Origin of the sequence: Pseudomonas donghuensis (assembly GCF_000696345.2) — a bacterium.
GTDB lineage: Bacteria > Pseudomonadota > Gammaproteobacteria > Pseudomonadales > Pseudomonadaceae > Aquipseudomonas > Aquipseudomonas donghuensis.
Window position 1 is genome coordinate 1,055,495 of record NZ_CP071706.1, and the last position, 14,995, is coordinate 1,070,489.

A 14,995-nucleotide genomic window follows, 5' to 3' on the forward strand; every position below is an offset into this window, starting at 1 on the left:
CGATGAGCAGTCTCGAAGCATTCCCGGCTTTGCCCGTAGCCAGCAACAGCGGGCACGCCTTCCGTGAGACAACCGCCGACGGTTATTCCCTTGGCGGTTTCTGTTGGCGCCACCAGGTGCCGGCCCCCACGCGCCCGTTGGTGATCATCAACGCCGCCACCTCGGTGCGCTGCAGCTATTACGCCCGCTTTGCCCAGTACCTGTTTGCCCATGGTTTCGACGTCATCACCTATGACTATCGCGGCATCGGTGAGTCGCGCCCGGCCTCCATGCGCCACTTCAAAGCCTCCTGGACCGACTGGGGCGCGCTGGATTTCGAAGCCATGTTGCAACGCGCCCGGCGCGAGTTTCCTGGCCAGCCTATCGATGTGGTCGGTCACAGTTTTGGTGGCTGTGCAGCGGGGTTGGCGCCGTCGGCCGATCAACTGCGCCGGTTGGTGACGGTCGGCGCTCAGTTTGCCTACTGGCGCGATTATGCCGCTGACAGCCGCTGGCAACTGTTCGGCAAATGGCATGTGCTGATGCCGCTGCTGACCCGGGTATTCGGTTACTTTCCCGGCAAGCGCCTGGGGTGGCTGGAAGATACCCCGGCCGGGGTGGTGCAGGACTGGAGCACGCGCACTGCAAGCTATGAGCATCGCCCTAGCGGGCGGGCGCTGAATGGGCTGAATGGATTGCCGTTCGCCCGGGTCAAGGCGCAAACCCTGGCCATCAGCCTGACCGACGACCCGTTCGGCACGGTTGCTGCCATCGAGCGTTTACTGGGGTACTTCCAGGCCAGTGAGCGCAGTCACCTGCGCATCGCCCCAGGTGATATCGCCGAGAACCGTATCGGTCATTTCGCCTTTTTCCACAGCCGCTTCCAGCCCAGGCTGTGGCCAATTGCCCTGCACTGGCTGCGCCACGGGCAATTGGCCGAAGGCACGCCGGGGCGTTTGATCAGGCCAGGCGCTTGAGCGGCTGCTCGGCGAACTTGACCGCAGCCAGGCCGTGTTCGATCAGCGCGCGGATGTTGCCGTGGTCGCTGCCTTGCGGGGTGGCCAGCACCGAGCGGTAGTGCTCGCCGAACGCCAGCAGGGCTTCTTCATCGCTCAGGCCTTCGAGCAGGGCCAGGCCCAGGGTCTTGCACGAACCTTCGTTCTGCCCGGCAGCATTCTCTACGCCGCCATTGTTGAAGGCTTGTGGCTGATAGGTGTAGTGCTCGGCGATGAAGGCCAGGGTGTCGGCGAAGACGTGCTCGCCGGATTTCAGGCTGGCGCGCAGGGTGTTCAGATCAGTCATGGGGCTTTCCTTTGGCGAACGCCGCTTGTTGTTCGGCGCTGGCTTCTTGCTGGTAAAGGGATTTCCATTCGGCGTAAGGCATGCCGTAGACCACTTCACGGGCTTCATCCATGCTCAGCTCGATCTGTTTTTCGTCGGCGGCGGCCTTGTACCATTTGGACAGGCAGTTGCGGCAGAAGCCGGCAAGGTTCATCAGGTCGATGTTCTGCACGTCCTTGCGGCTGTCCAGGTGGGCAACCAGGCGGCGGAAGGCGGCGGCTTCGAGTTCTAGCTTCTGTTGATCGTTCATGGACGTTCTCGTGTCAGCGGTAGGTCAGTCTACCGCGAGGCGGTTTTTCAGGTGACGGCCACCGTTGATGACCAGATTGCTGCCGGTGCTGTACTGGCTGTCGAGCAAGAAGCGCACGGCATCGATCAACGGCTGGGCGCCGGGTTCGAATTCCAGCAGGGCCTTTTTCAGGGTTTGCTGGCGGTAGGCCTCGTCGCTGTTTGCCTTGAGGATCAGCAAGCCCGGCAGAATCGCGTTGACGCGGATGTTCGGCGCGTACTTGGCGGCAAACGACAGCACCATGTTCTGCAATGCAGCCTTGGTGGCGGCATAGCCGATATGGCTGCCGCTGCCGCGTGAGGAGGTCTCGTCGCAGATGTGGATGATGTCGGCCTTGTCCACCTTGGCCAGTTGGGCGCCCAGGGCCAGGTTCAGGTGATAGGGCGCCTCGACGTGCAGCTTGAACATAGTGTTGAGGTTGGCCAGGTCATCGTCGAGCCACAACGAGGCGTTGTGGACGATGGCGCGCAAGCCGTCGTAGTGGCCTTGCAGGTGCTCGATCAGGGCCAGGCGATCGTCTTCCCGGCACAGGTCGGCCTGGAACTGGACGATGTTCGGGTGTGCGGCCTCGGGGTTTTTGCTGCGGCTGGCGCTGACCACGGTATGGCCGGCCTGCGCCAGGTTCAGGGCCAGCGCCAGCCCGACTCGCTGGCTGGCTCCGGTGACAAGAATTGGGCTGTTCATGGTGGGGGCGGTCAACTTTTACTGGTTCGCTTGGATAACCCCCAGCATACCCGAACTAGGCGGGATTGCGCGCGCCCTGCGGTCTCGGGCGGGCAGGGCTGGCGTTCAGCCAGTTGGCCAGCAGGCGGGTCGACAGTGGAATGAGGAAGTACACCATCAACGGTGTCAGGCCCAAGGTGCTGAGCAGGATGCGCGGCACCAGGTCCAGCGCGCCCAGCCAGTGGCCGAACAGCAGATTGAACAGCAGCGATACCGGAAAGAATGCCAGCCAGATCGCCACCGCCTGCTTCCAGCGCGGCGGGCGCTGTACCGGGTTGTTGCCGAACCAGCCTTCCAGGCCGCTGACCCGCTGTTCCGACGGCTCGGCGAACAGGCCATTGCCACGGGCCAGCCAGGCCTTGCGCGAGGCCGAATGCTCCCAGGCGTGCATGGTCTGCTCGTTGGCGAAGCGGAAGATGATCTGGAACTCATCGCCTTGCGGCGGCGGGGCGAGCACGCCCGAGCCCAGGTAGCCGGGAAAGTCGGTGGCCAGCTGTTCGCCTTCGTGCAACCAGGCCATCAGGTCCTGGTAGCGACCATCGGCGACGCGGCGGGTAACCATCAGGGTTACGGGTGGGGTAGACATGGTATATCTCCTGGCAACTGGGCGTGGCCGGTAGGCCTGCCCCTTGAACGCCGCCCGGGGTGTTGGACGGTATTCGCTTCTTTGCAAGAATCGATGCAAGAATCGGGCGCGGATTATTCCCTAAATCGGCTGACTCGTCAGTGCTGGCGGTCGCCGACCTGACAGAAATGCCAATGGTCGCGCTTGCAGCAGCCGGAGTAGAATGGCTGTTGGCCCATAAACCCGCGGTTTCCTGGCAATGATCGAACCTGACCAGCCTTCATTGAGTACTCATCAGCTCGACCACGAAGAACTGTTCCCGATCCGCGAAGTGTCCCGCCTGACCGGTATCAACCCGGTCACCCTGCGTGCCTGGGAGCGCCGATATGGGCTGATTCAGCCCACGCGCACCGAAAGTGGGCACCGTTTGTACTCACAAGCCGATATCGACGAGGTGCGCAGCATCCTCGGCTGGATCGAACGCGGTGTGGCTGTCAGCAAAGTCGGGCGCATCCTCGCCAAAAGCCAGAACCTCAAGGCCGAAAGCCAGCCGCAGCGCAGCGACGAATCCCTGGCCGACTTCAATCAATGGCAGGCGCACGTGCGCCAGGCCGTCAGGGCGTTCGACGAGCGTCGTCTGGAGCAACTGTACGGTCAGGTGTTCAGCAGTTATCCACAGCTGGTGGTGTTCCAGGACATCCTCATGCCGGTCTGGCAGGCGCTGCGCAGCACCCACGAGGCCTTTGGCCAGGCCAGCGAATGGCTGTTTCTCGACAACTTTTTGCGCGGGCGGGTGTTGCAGCGTTTGCAGCTGGCCCGTGAGCAGCAGGAAGTACGCGTGGTGCTGGCGGCAATTCCCGGCCAATGCCGCGAGCTGGAGTTGCTGGTGGCAGCGCTATTGCTCGGCACCAGTGAAATTGCCATCAGCGTGCTCGGCCTTGGCCAGCCATTGGAAGAGTTGAGCCTGGTCTGCGAGCGCATGACGCCTCATGCCCTGGTGCTGTTTTCCAACCTGCCACCGACCAGTGACTTGCCCAAGCGCCTGGCGCGCCTGGCGCTGGGGCTGGAGTGCCCGTTGCTGCTGGCGGGGGAGGCCGCAGACCTAGCTCAGGACAGCCTGATCGGATCGCAGGTGGCCTGCCTGGGTAGCGACGGGCGATTGATGCGCCGGCGGCTGCAGCAATACCTGGCCGGTCACCTGGACTCTTAAGGGTGCAGTTCGGGGTGGGCGCGGCGGTGGGCCTGGAGGATGTACTCGCGTAAGCGCTCGATTTCAGCCGGCAGGCTCTGGCCCAGGTTGTAGGCGGCCAGACGATCGCCGGTGCGCCGTTGCAGGGTGCCATGCAGGGCAATGGGGGCATCGCCGTCGGGGCTGAACCAGAGCTCGAAATGCTTGGGTGGCTCGGGTTGCTCGCGCATTTCCAGCAGCACACCCTTGAAGGAGATTTCCCGCACCCACAAACCGGTGCTCAAGCCCAGTTCGTCTTCCAGGGCCACCGGCTGCTCAAGGGTCAGGCGCCAAGGGCGGACCACGGCACCTTCTTCGTAGATGTTCGGCACGCCCAGTTGCAGGTGCAGGGCGTGGAACTCGTCTTCGACCAATTGCAGCGGGAAGGTCATCTGCTGGTTGTTGAACTGTGCCTGCAGGGTCACCTGCTCGTCGGCGATCAGACGGGTCAGCAGGTTCTTGATTTCGCTGCCGCCATTGACCATCAGGCGCGACGGCGGTTCAGCCGGGTGGGGCTGGGGCGCGTGCTGCATGGAGCGGATGAAGTCCAGCTCATCCTGGGTCAGAAGGGCATCTGCTTGCATGGTCGAACTCGAAGTTGCAGTCGTGAGTGCGTTTTTTCACCGTCATGGACAACCAAACGGCGGGTTTGTTAAGACCGTTGGTCGGCTTCCAGCGCAGCGATGCGCGCACGGGCTTCAGCCAGCTGGCGCTCAAGCGCGATCACCCGCTGTTCGGCTTCGACCTGGCGGCTGACGTCTTTCTGGATACCGATGAAATACTTGCGCTTGTCGGCCTCGTTGAGCACCGGGGTGATCGACAGTTCGTTCCAGAATGCGCTGCCGTCCTTGCGGTAGTTACGCAAGATTTCCCGGCTTGGCAGGCCATCCTTGATCGCCTGGCGGATCAGTGCCCGGGCGCTTTGGTTGCGATCGTCGTTCTGCAGGAAGCGGCAGTCGCGGTAGAGGATTTCGTTGGCGTCGTAGCCGGTCAAGCGCTCGAAGGCCGGGTTCACGTAGATCAGGATGGTGTCGTCGTCGCCCTCCTGTTCGGCCACTACGATCCCGTCATTGGAGGCGTCAATCATGCGCTGCAGCAATGTGGCATTGATCATCTTGTTAGGTCCGCAAGGGCTGTAGATCGGGCATGTTGGCTGATTCTAGTAGATTGACCGTCGCTGTACAGCTGCCGAATAAGGCCTTTTGCCAGTGCCGGATGCTAGTATCCTACGTTTTTACTCAGTTTCGGAAACCTCTATGAAAGTCGCGATCCTTTCCGGTTCGGTCTACGGCACCGCCGAAGAAGTTGCTCGGCACGCCGAGAAGTTGCTCAAACAAGCAGGTTTCGAGGCCTGGCACGCGAACCGGGCCACCCTGCAGGACATCCAGGGCTTTGCCCCGCAGGCATTCCTGGCCGTGACCTCGACCACTGGCATGGGCGAGCTGCCGGACAACATCATGCCGCTGTACAGTGCCATTCGCGACGTGCTGCCCGCCGAGTGGCGTGGACTCAAGGGCGCGGTCATCGGCCTGGGCGATTCCAGCTATGGCGATACGTTCTGTGGTGGCGGCGAGCAACTGCGTGAACTGTTCGCCGAGCTGGGCCTGGAGGAAGTGCTGCCGATGCTGCGCCTGGATGCCAGCGAAACCGTTACTCCGGAAACCGACGCAGAGCCCTGGATTGCCGAGCTGGTGGAAAAACTGCGCGGCTGATCACGGCGGCTGTGGTTGCTCGCGCAGCAGTTGCAGCCAGGCCTGGGCTGCGCGTGAAAGGTAGGCGCCCTGGCGCCAGATGAAGGCAATGTCCCAGCGCAGGTCCGTCGGTTCGCTCAGTGACAGGCGAACCACCCCCGGCCGCTCCAGGCCACGGGCGACCACGCTGGGCAGCAGTACGACCCCTTGGCCCGCCGCCACCAGCGCGGCGAGAAAGTCGGCCTGACCACTGCGCCCGCCTTCGCGCGGGGTAAATCCCAGCTGCTGGCAGGCACTGAGCAAACGATCATTGAGCACGAAACTGCGCTGATAGAGCAGGAACGGCGTGTCGGCCAGTTGCGCCAGGCTGACCTGGCCGGCGTTCGCCAACGGGTGATCGGTGGGCAGCAGGGCGTCGAGGGGCTCGTTGCAAAACGGCTGGTAGGCAAAGGCCGGGTCGTTTGGCGTCAGGCTGCCGCCCAGTTCCAGCTCGCCGCTGAGCACGGCGTGCTCGACACTGCGGCTGCCGCCTTCAAACAGCTGGATGCTGATATTCGGGTAGCGCCGCCGGTACTCGGCGAACAACCGGGCGAACAGCGCATCGCTGCCCAGCAGCGGCAGGCCCAGGCGCAGCTCGCCGCGTGTCAGCTGGCTGAGGTCATCCAGTTCGCTGAGCAGCTCCTGGCGCAGGCGCAACATGGCTTCGCCGCGTTCCAGAACAATTTTACCGGCGGCGGTCAGGTGCAATTGCGAGCCTTGGCGCTCAAGCAGCGCAACGCCAAGATCCTGCTCCAGTTGCGCGACCTGCTTGCTCACTGCGGACTGGCTGATGTGCAAGGTCAGCGCGGCCTGGGTAAAACCGCCGCGGTGCACCACTTCGAGAAAACTGCGTAGCTGTTTGAATTCCATTCGCGAAATTCCAATCTGGAATAGCTGGCAGTCTAACAATTCGCTTTTGGCGTGGGGAGCTGGCTTTTAAAATGAAGGCCTGAGAGGACCCCCGCGATGAAACCCCCTGCGTTTAACCGATTTGTCCGCCTGCTCGCCGAGCTGGCGGTGTTGCTGGCTCTTTATAAGGTCGGTGGTGTGCTGGCCGCCTGGTTGGCCTGGCCGATTCCAGGCGGGGTCATTGGCCTGGCCCTGCTGTTGCTGTTGTTCGCCGCCGGCGTGCTCAAGCCGGCCATGTTGCAGCTGGGTGCCGGGGTACTGATGGCCGAGATGCTGTTGTTTTTCATTCCGGCGCTGATGAGCCTGCTCGATTATGGCAGCCTGTTGCGCGATGAAGGCTGGCGGATCTTGCTGGTGATCGGCGTGAGTACCTTGCTGGTAATGGTGGTTACGGCGGTAACCGTGGAGTGGGTCTGCCGCTGGAGGCTGCGCCATGACGCTTGAGCCGATGCCGCTGTTCTGGCTGCTCATCACCCTGTTGGCCTATCTGGGCAGCCGCTGGTTGTACCGGCGCACCGGGCGCTACCTGCTGTCGCCATTGATTCTGGTGCCGGCAGTGCTGTTGGCGATTGCCGTGCCGTTGCATACCGCCTACGCCGAGTATGCGCGCAATACCCATTGGCTGATGACGGTGCTGGGCCCGGTGACCGTGGCCTTTGCCGTACCGATCTGGCAACAGCGGGCCTTGCTCGCCCGCCACTGGCCGGCCCTGACCCTGGGTATGCTGATGGGCAGCGCGGCGTCGATCGGCAGCTCCTGGGGCCTGGCGCACCTGCTGGCACTGGACAGCTCGGTCAGTCTGTCGCTGGTGCCGCGCTCGATCACCACGCCCTTTGCCATGCCGCTGGCCAAGGACCTGGGCGGTGTGCCGGAGCTCACCGCCGTATTCGTGATGTTTACCGGTGTATTGGGGGCGATGTTGGGGGGCGTGCTGCTCAAGTACCTGCCGCTGCGCACGCCATTGGCCCGTGGCGCGCTGTTTGGTGTCGGCGCTCACGGAGCGGGCGTCAGCCGCGCCCATGAAGTGGGTGGCGAGGAGGGCTCGGTGGCCGGCCTGGTCATGGTCCTGACCGGTTTGCTCAACCTGTTTGCCGCGCCGTTGCTGACCTTGCTGCTGTGATTCACCACGCTATTTTGCGCGCTGACTCCCAAGGTCAATAAGCTGGCTGCTAACGCAACTCTCGGCACGGGCCTGCCTGACTAGACTGTTGAGTCAGTAGAGCACACGAATGTGCCGAGGTGATTGCAATGATCGCAGCCGATGCCTTGCCCAACACGAACAGCTACAACCTACCGGGACCACTGTGATGCCTTTGGCCGAGATTCCATTGTGCGTCTGGCGGACCCGGGGCTTGAATTTCTCCTTCCGTGGCCTGGCCATCCGCTACTGGAGCGCAGGGCAGGGCGAACCGCTCCTGCTCATCCATGGCTTTCCCACCGCCAGCTGGGACTGGCATTACCTCTGGGCCCCCCTGACCCAGCGTTTTCGGGTGATTGCCTGTGACATGCTTGGCTTTGGCGATTCGGCCAAGCCGCTGTCTCACGACTACAGCTTGCTGGAGCAGGCCGACTTGCTGCAGGCGCTGCTGGCGCACCTGCAGGTCGAGCAACCGGTGCATTTGCTCGGGCATGACTATGGCGGCAGCGTCGCCCAGGAATTGCTCGCCCGCCACCATGAGGGCCGTGCGCAAATCGCCAGTTGCGTATTCCTCAATGGCGGCCTGTTTCCCGAGCGTCATCGGCCGCTGCTGATCCAGAAACTGCTGCTCAGCCGCCTGGGTTGGTTGGTGGGGCGTTCGTTCGGGCGAGACGACCTGGTGCGCAACGTGACCCAGATCTACGGCCCCTGCACCCATCCCAGTGAAAGCGCACTGGACGATTACTGGAGCCTTGTCGCTTCCAACCGCGGTACACGAATCCTGCACAAGCTGATCACTTACCTGCCCGAACGGGTTGCCCATCGTGAGCGCTGGGTCGGGGCGTTGCAGGCCGAAGGCGTGCCGCTGCGGCTGATCAACGGCGCGGTCGATCCGATTTCCGGCGCACACATGGTTGAGCGCTACCAGGAACTGGTGCCCAACGCCGACACCGTGATGCTCCAGGGCATCGGCCACTATCCGCATACCGAAGCACCGGTACAGGTGCTGCGCCATTACCTGGCGTTTCGCGAGCAACCCCTGGTGAATATGCCGCAGAAGGTCGCCTGGTCCTGAGCGGCCAGGTGTGCGCAATTATCGCCCGGCCTTATCGCCTGCCATTCAGCGTCTGCCCGCTTGATTGTGTGCCAGCCAGTGCTGGCCGACACTCGGGCATCCCTCCCTTGTTCTGCTGGAGAAATGAGCATGACGATTCGCTTGGACGAAAAAGTGGTGATTGTCACCGGAGCCGGCGGTGGCCTGGGCCGCGCCCATGCCCTGCTGTTCGCCCGACATGGCGCCAGGGTGGTGGTCAACGACCTGGGCGGCTCGACCCATGGCGAAGGCGCCAGCGTCTCGGCCGCCGACCGGGTGGTGGCGCAGATTCGCGAAGCCGGCGGCACTGCGGTTGCCAACCATGACTCGGTCACCGATGGCCAGCGCATTGTCGAACAGGCCCTGGACAGCTTCGGTCGGGTCGATGTGGTGATCAACAACGCCGGTATCCTGCGTGACAAGACCTTCCACAAGATGGAGGACAGTGACTGGGAGCAGGTTTACCAGGTGCACCTCGAAGGTGCCTACAAGGTCACCCGCGCCGCCTGGCCACACCTGCGCGAGCAGAACTGGGGACGGGTGATCTTCACTGCCTCGACCTCGGGGATCTATGGCAACTTCGGCCAGGCCAACTATGGTGCGGCCAAGCTCGGCTTGTATGGCCTGACCCGCACCCTGGCCATCGAAGGGCGCAAGCACGGCATCCTGGTCAACGCCATTGCCCCCACCGGCGGCACGCGCATGACCGAAGGGCTGATTCCTCCGCAGGTGTTCGAACAGCTCAAGCCGGAACTGGTCAGCCCGCTGGTGGTGTACCTGGGCAGTGACGATTGCCAGGACAGCGGCGGCCTCTACGAAGTGGGCGGTGGCTGGGTCGGCAAGGTGCGCTGGGAGCGCAGCCTGGGTGTCGGTTTTGACCCGCGCGAGGGCTTTTCACCCGAAGATATTGCGGCGAACTGGCAGCAGATCGGCGACTTCGACAACGCTGTGCACCCGCAAGACAGCCTGCAAGCCTTACAGCAGATGATGGCCAATCTGCAGAAGTATCCACAGGGCTGAACCTGCCCCAAGGTTGTGGTCGTCGGCTGAAGTTGCCTATGCTGGACGGCCACCCAGGTTGCAGGAGCACAGTGGATGTACGAATCCAGAACGGATGCTGTCATCTCTACCCGACAGTTTGGCTACCGCCTGATGTGGCACGGCTTCGCAGCCTGCCTGTTGCTGATCGGCTCGATTCTGTTTGGTGTGGTCGGGCATCTGTATTTCGAGCCGCAGGTGCCTTGGCATGATGCGCTGTTCAATGCCACCTTGCTGCTCGGCGGAGTGGGGCCGGTAATCCTCCCCGAGTCCATCGGCGGCAAGTTGTTCTTCGCCGGTTACGGGCTTTATGTGGGATTGGTGTTCGTCGCCAGCATCGGCTTGATCCTGGCGCCCATCGCTCACCGATTGTTGCACCGATTTCACTTTGACGACGCCGATGGCGATTGAATCACGGGCATAAAAAAGGCCGCTGCAGTGCAGCGGCCAAGTAAGACGCAGATCAAGGAGCTTCAAAATCAACGTCGGTGAACCTGGGCTTACAGGTCGCGGGGGGCGGGGTGTTCACGCCGCAAAGGCCCGGAATAGACAGCTGGCTTGGGGCTTTGCCTGCTGCTGTGTAAGTGCGTTCAGGATAAGCCGCTGATCGGTGAGGAAAAATAGCCGATTGTGACATTCACTGTTACAACTCTAGTAACAGTGCCCGGTGGTCAGATTAAGCGCTGGCTTGATGAAAGACTGTGATCGTGTGTAAACAAGTTTATCCCGCCGGCGCTTCCTCATACCCCATACGCCAACTGATCAGCTTCGCCGCAGCCAACAGCCGTTGTGCTGCCGGCCCCTGCTCGTCGGCATGGAAGATGGAGGTCGGGCCGACCACGGTCAGCACCGCGGCAATCTTGCCGACCGCGTTGAACACCGGCGCCGACAGTGCATCGACGCCCGGCATCAGCAGGCCATGGACATGGTGCAGGCCGCGCTGGCGGATCGTGGCGAACAAGGCTTCGTAGTCGCTGAAGCGGTGTCCAGAAGTGGCCAGCTCCTGCTCGCGCAGTTCGATGGTTTCACGCTCTGGCAGGTAGGCGCCGAACACCAGGCCCGTCGAGGAGGTGAGCAAGGGCAGTACCGAACCGATCTGGGTAACTACGGTGACCGCGCGTACCGCCGGCTCGATACTGACCACGGTTGCGCCCTGGTTGCCCCATACGGCAATGAAGCAGCTTTCGTTAAGCTCATCGCGCAGTTGCGACAGCGGCAGCGCCGCCTCTTTCAATACGTCCATCCCGCCCAGCGCGGCCAGGCCCACGCGCAAGGCTTCGCGGCCCAGACCGTAGTGGTTGGTGGCCGGGTTCTGCTCGGCAAAACCGCTGGCAATCAGCGCCTGCAGGTAACGGTGGACCTTGCTCGCCGGCATGTCCACATGCTCGGCCAGGCGCGACAGCGAGGTGGACGGCGACAACTGCGCCAGGGCCTTGAGGATGTCGGTACCGACCTCGGCCGAGCGGACCTTCTGTTTGCCGGAGCTGTCGGCGGGGGAGCTGGCTTTGGCCATGGTGGAGTCGATCCGGGGAGTTCAGTGGGCGTCTTTATAGCTTGACGGTCTTCGTCAATCAAATTACGTTATGCGTAATGTAATTACGATAAAAATAACGCAGAAGCGCTGCCACCCCTTCAAGGCCTGCAGCCAACTGCCATTGACCGGCCTGCACTGGGCCCGGAGGCTCGATGAACCTCGATAACACCCCTGTCCTCGGCTACCAGAGCGGCTTCGGCAACGAATTCGCCAGCGAAGCCTTGCCTGGCGCCCTGCCTGTCGGGCAGAACTCGCCGCAAAAAGCCCCGTACGGCCTGTATGCCGAACTGTTTTCCGGTACCGCCTTCACCATGGCCCGCAGCGAGTTGCGCCGCACCTGGATGTACCGCATTCGCCCTTCGGCCCTGCACCCGCGCTTCGAGCGCCTGGAGCGTCAACTGGCCGGTGGTCCGCTGGGCTCGGTGACGCCCAATCGCCTGCGCTGGAGCCCACAGCCGATCCCGAGCGACGCGACCGACTTCATTGACGGTTGGGTGGCCATGGCGGCCAACTCGGCGGGTGAAAAACCGGCGGGCATCAGCATCTATACCTATTGCGCCAACCGCTCCATGGAACGGGTGTTCTTCAACGCCGACGGCGAACTGCTGCTGGTGCCGGAGCAGGGCCGCCTGCGCATCGTCACCGAGCTGGGCGTGCTGGACGTCGAGCCGCTGGAGATCGCGGTACTGCCCCGTGGCCTGAAGTTCCGCGTCGAACTGCTCGACGCCCAGGCCCGTGGTTATCTGGCCGAAAACCATGGTGCGCCGCTGCGCATCCCGGACCTGGGGCCGATCGGCAGCAACGGCCTGGCCAACCCGCGCGATTTTCTGGCGCCGGTGGCCCATTACGAAGAAATCGACGGCCCGGTGCAGTTGGTGCAGAAATTCCTCGGCGAGTTGTGGGGCTGCCAACTCAACCACTCGCCACTGGACGTGGTCGCCTGGCACGGCAACAACGTGCCGTACAAATATGACCTGCGCCGCTTCAACACCATCGGCACGGTCAGCTTCGACCACCCGGACCCTTCGATCTTCACCGTGCTGACCTCGCCGACCAGCGTGCCAGGCATGGCCAACCTCGACTTCGTGATTTTCCCGCCGCGCTGGATGGTGGCCGAGAACACCTTCCGTCCGCCGTGGTTCCACCGCAACCTGATGAACGAGTTCATGGGCCTGATCAAGGGCGAGTACGACGCCAAGGCCGAAGGCTTCCTGCCCGGCGGCGCTTCGCTGCACAGCTGCATGAGCGCCCATGGCCCGGATGCCGAGACCTGCAGCAAGGCCATTGCCGTGGAGCTTGCACCGAACAAGATCGACAACACCATGGCCTTCATGTTCGAGACCAGCCAGGTGCTGCGCCCGAGCCGTCATGCGCTCGAATGCCCGCAATTGCAGGCCGACTACGATAGTTGCTGGGCCTCGTTGCCGAGCACCTTTACCCCGAATCGGAGATAACCCATGAATCAGTCCGCCCTTGCCCGCAGTTGGGTCGAACACGCCAACGGCCACGGCGACTTCCCGCTGCAGAACCTGCCTCTGGGGATCTTCAGCCGCAAGGACCAGGCGCCGCGCTGTGGCGTGGCTATCGGTGATGCCATTCTCGACCTGGAAGCCGTGCTGGCTGCCGGTCTGTTCGACGGCCAGGCACGCGCTGCGGTTGAAGCCACCCGCGGCGGTGCGCTGAACGCTTTCTTCGCCCTCGGCCGTAGTGCGCGTGTCGCCCTGCGTGAACGCCTGCTGGAGTTGCTCGGCGAGCACAGCGAGTACCAGGCCGCGCTCAAGCCGCTGTTGTATCCGGCCAGCGAGTGCCAACTGCACCTGCCGGCGCGTATCGGCGACTACACCGACTTCTATGTCGGCATCGAACACGCCAAGAATGTCGGCAAGCTGTTCCGCCCCGATAACCCGCTGCTGCCCAACTACAAGCACGTGCCGATCGGCTACCACGGCCGCGCGTCGACCATTCGCCCGTCCGGTACCGACGTGCGCCGGCCAAAAGGCCAGACCCTGCCCGCCGGCCAGAGCGAACCGAGCTTCGGCCCGTGCGCGCGCCTGGATTACGAGCTGGAGCTGGGCATCTGGATCGGCCAGGGCAACGACATGGGCGATTCGATCCCGGTCGCCGAAGCCGCTGAACACATCGCCGGCTTCTGCCTGCTCAACGACTGGTCGGCGCGCGATATCCAGGCCTGGGAATACCAGCCGCTGGGTCCGTTCCTGTCCAAGAGCTTCATCTCGACCATTTCTCCGTGGGTGGTCACCGCCGAAGCTCTGGAACCGTTCCGCTGCGCCCAGCCGGCGCGCCCGGAAGGTGATCCGCAGCCACTGCCGTACCTGCTCGACAAGCGCGACCAGGCCAACGGCGCCTTCGATATCGAGCTGGAAGTGCTGCTGCTGACCGAGCGCATGCGCGAGCAGAAGCTGCCGGCCCATCGCCTGACCCTGAGCAACACCCTGAGCATGTACTGGACCGTGGCGCAGATGGTTGCCCACCACAGCGTCAACGGTTGCCAGCTGCAGCCGGGCGACCTGTTCGGTTCCGGCACCCTGTCCGGTGCCCAGCCGGGCCAGTTCGGCAGCCTGCTGGAAATCACCCAGGGCGGTAAGGAGCCGGTCGAACTGGCGTCGGGCGAGGTGCGCAAGTTCCTCGAAGACGGTGACGAGATCATCCTGCGCGCCCGTTGCAAGCGCGATGGCGTGGCCTCGATCGGCTTCGGTGAATGCCGCGGCAAGATCCTTGCGGCTCACTGAGAGGGCAGGGCCATGGAACTCTTTACCTACTACCGCTCGACCTCGTCCTACCGGGTGCGGATTGCCCTGGCGCTCAAGCAGCTGGAGGTCCGGCAACTGCCGGTCAACCTGCTCAAGGGCGAGCAGCGCGAGGCGCACTTCCTGGCCCTCAACCCGCAAGGGCGGGTGCCGGCGCTGAAGGTCGACTCCGGTGAGGTGCTGGTGCAGTCGCCAGCGATCATCGAATACCTGGAAGAGGTTTATCCACAGCCGGCGCTGCTGCCGCAAGATCCGCTTCGGCGGGCCCAGGCCCGTGGTGTTGCGGCGTTGATCGGCTGCGATATTCATCCGCTGCACAACGTCAGTGTGCTTAACCAGTTGCGTGGCCTGGGCCACGATGACGCCCAGGTCAACCAGTGGATCGGCCACTGGATCAGCCAGGGCCTGGCTGCTGTCGAGCAGTTGATCGGCGATGAAGGCTTCTGCTTTGGCGACGAGCCGGGGCTGGCTGATGTCTACCTGATTCCGCAACTGTATGCCGCCGAACGCTTCAACATCGACCTCAGTGGCTTCCCGCGCATTCGCCGGGTCGCCGCGCTGGCCGAGCAACATGCGGCGTTCGCCCAGGCTCATCCGTCGAGGCAGCCCGATACGCCATAAACCCCGCTGCCCGCACCTGATACCCATAACAATAAAAGG

Annotated in this window: 19 protein-coding genes; 11 read left to right on the top strand and 8 right to left on the bottom strand. The window is 63.2% G+C overall.

Annotated elements, in window-relative coordinates; genetic code table 11:
* Positions 1-2 precede the first annotated feature (2 nt).
* Positions 3-956, top strand: a complete 954-nt coding sequence (locus BV82_RS04770) for an alpha/beta hydrolase family protein (RefSeq protein ID WP_036993867.1) — start codon at positions 3-5, stop codon at positions 954-956.
* Here BV82_RS04770 and BV82_RS04775 read toward each other — a convergent pair.
* Genes BV82_RS04775 through BV82_RS04790 form a run of 4 tightly spaced genes read right to left on the bottom strand, consistent with a single transcriptional unit; the run spans position 940 to position 2,918 of the window.
* Positions 940-1,281, bottom strand: a complete 342-nt coding sequence (locus BV82_RS04775) for a HopJ type III effector protein (protein WP_036993869.1) — start codon at positions 1,279-1,281, stop codon at positions 940-942. The genes BV82_RS04770 and BV82_RS04775 overlap by 17 nt on opposite strands.
* On the bottom strand, positions 1,274-1,570 hold the full coding sequence (locus BV82_RS04780) for a DUF1244 domain-containing protein (protein WP_010223538.1): 297 nt from the start codon (positions 1,568-1,570) through the stop codon (positions 1,274-1,276). Before BV82_RS04780 ends, BV82_RS04775 begins: the two co-directional genes overlap by 8 nt.
* 24 nt (positions 1,571-1,594) lie before the next feature.
* Positions 1,595-2,293, bottom strand: a complete 699-nt coding sequence (gene folM, locus BV82_RS04785) for a dihydromonapterin reductase (RefSeq protein ID WP_010223537.1) — start codon at positions 2,291-2,293, stop codon at positions 1,595-1,597.
* A 55-nt stretch (positions 2,294-2,348) separates the two neighbouring features.
* Positions 2,349-2,918: an antibiotic biosynthesis monooxygenase gene (locus BV82_RS04790; RefSeq protein WP_036993870.1), complete on the bottom strand. Its 570-nt coding sequence runs from the start codon at positions 2,916-2,918 to the stop codon at positions 2,349-2,351.
* A 238-nt stretch (positions 2,919-3,156) separates the two neighbouring features.
* Between BV82_RS04790 and BV82_RS04795 the strand changes: the two genes are divergently transcribed.
* Positions 3,157-4,107: a MerR family transcriptional regulator gene (locus BV82_RS04795; RefSeq protein ID WP_010223535.1), complete on the top strand. Its 951-nt coding sequence runs from the start codon at positions 3,157-3,159 to the stop codon at positions 4,105-4,107.
* Here BV82_RS04795 and BV82_RS04800 read toward each other — a convergent pair.
* Together BV82_RS04800 and BV82_RS04805 are read right to left on the bottom strand one after the other, a co-directional pair.
* On the bottom strand, positions 4,104-4,709 hold the full coding sequence (locus tag BV82_RS04800) for a hypothetical protein (RefSeq protein WP_036993871.1): 606 nt from the start codon (positions 4,707-4,709) through the stop codon (positions 4,104-4,106). The genes BV82_RS04795 and BV82_RS04800 overlap by 4 nt on opposite strands.
* 68 nt (positions 4,710-4,777) lie before the next feature.
* Positions 4,778-5,239, bottom strand: coding sequence for a PAS domain S-box protein (locus BV82_RS04805; RefSeq protein WP_036993872.1), 462 nt, complete (start codon positions 5,237-5,239; stop codon positions 4,778-4,780).
* A gap of 142 nt (positions 5,240-5,381) precedes the next feature.
* Between BV82_RS04805 and BV82_RS04810 the strand changes: the two genes are divergently transcribed.
* The gene (locus BV82_RS04810) at positions 5,382-5,837 is read left to right on the top strand and encodes a flavodoxin (RefSeq protein ID WP_036993873.1); all 456 of its coding nucleotides are present in this window, start codon (positions 5,382-5,384) and stop codon (positions 5,835-5,837) included.
* On the opposite strand, the gene BV82_RS04815 is transcribed toward BV82_RS04810, so the two are convergent.
* Positions 5,838-6,725 (bottom strand): LysR family transcriptional regulator, encoded by an 888-nt coding sequence (locus BV82_RS04815; protein WP_036993874.1) that lies wholly within the window; start codon positions 6,723-6,725, stop codon positions 5,838-5,840.
* A 96-nt stretch (positions 6,726-6,821) separates the two neighbouring features.
* Between BV82_RS04815 and BV82_RS04820 the strand changes: the two genes are divergently transcribed.
* The 5 genes from BV82_RS04820 (at position 6,822) to BV82_RS04840 (ending at position 10,444) form a co-directional block, all read left to right on the top strand.
* A complete protein-coding gene (locus tag BV82_RS04820) occupies positions 6,822-7,208 on the top strand; it encodes a CidA/LrgA family protein (RefSeq protein WP_010223530.1) in 387 nt (128 codons plus the stop codon).
* On the top strand, positions 7,198-7,884 hold the full coding sequence (locus BV82_RS04825; protein ID WP_010223529.1) for an LrgB family protein: 687 nt from the start codon (positions 7,198-7,200) through the stop codon (positions 7,882-7,884). Before BV82_RS04820 ends, BV82_RS04825 begins: the two co-directional genes overlap by 11 nt.
* A gap of 187 nt (positions 7,885-8,071) precedes the next feature.
* Positions 8,072-8,977, top strand: coding sequence for an alpha/beta fold hydrolase (locus BV82_RS04830; RefSeq protein ID WP_010223528.1), 906 nt, complete (start codon positions 8,072-8,074; stop codon positions 8,975-8,977).
* A gap of 123 nt (positions 8,978-9,100) precedes the next feature.
* Positions 9,101-10,015 carry an SDR family oxidoreductase gene (locus tag BV82_RS04835; RefSeq protein WP_036993877.1) on the top strand — a complete coding sequence of 305 codons (915 nt, stop codon included), beginning with the start codon at positions 9,101-9,103 and terminating at the stop codon, positions 10,013-10,015.
* A gap of 75 nt (positions 10,016-10,090) precedes the next feature.
* Entirely contained in the window at positions 10,091-10,444 is a 354-nt protein-coding gene (locus BV82_RS04840) for a hypothetical protein (RefSeq protein ID WP_010223526.1), read from the top strand.
* Positions 10,445-10,754: 310 nt separating this feature from the next.
* Here the strand turns inward: BV82_RS04840 and BV82_RS04845 are convergent, their stop codons facing one another.
* Positions 10,755-11,546, bottom strand: coding sequence for an IclR family transcriptional regulator (locus BV82_RS04845; RefSeq protein ID WP_036993879.1), 792 nt, complete (start codon positions 11,544-11,546; stop codon positions 10,755-10,757).
* Positions 11,547-11,719: 173 nt separating this feature from the next.
* Between BV82_RS04845 and hmgA the strand changes: the two genes are divergently transcribed.
* The 3 genes from hmgA to maiA are packed head-to-tail and all read left to right on the top strand — an operon-like array spanning position 11,720 to position 14,956.
* Positions 11,720-13,021: a homogentisate 1,2-dioxygenase gene (hmgA, locus tag BV82_RS04850; protein WP_010223524.1), complete on the top strand. Its 1,302-nt coding sequence runs from the start codon at positions 11,720-11,722 to the stop codon at positions 13,019-13,021.
* Between the two features lie 3 nt (positions 13,022-13,024).
* Positions 13,025-14,317, top strand: a complete 1,293-nt coding sequence (fahA, locus tag BV82_RS04855) for a fumarylacetoacetase (RefSeq protein ID WP_036993880.1) — start codon at positions 13,025-13,027, stop codon at positions 14,315-14,317.
* 12 nt (positions 14,318-14,329) lie between these two features.
* Positions 14,330-14,956: a maleylacetoacetate isomerase gene (maiA, locus tag BV82_RS04860; protein ID WP_010223522.1), complete on the top strand. Its 627-nt coding sequence runs from the start codon at positions 14,330-14,332 to the stop codon at positions 14,954-14,956.
* Positions 14,957-14,995 lie beyond the last annotated feature (39 nt).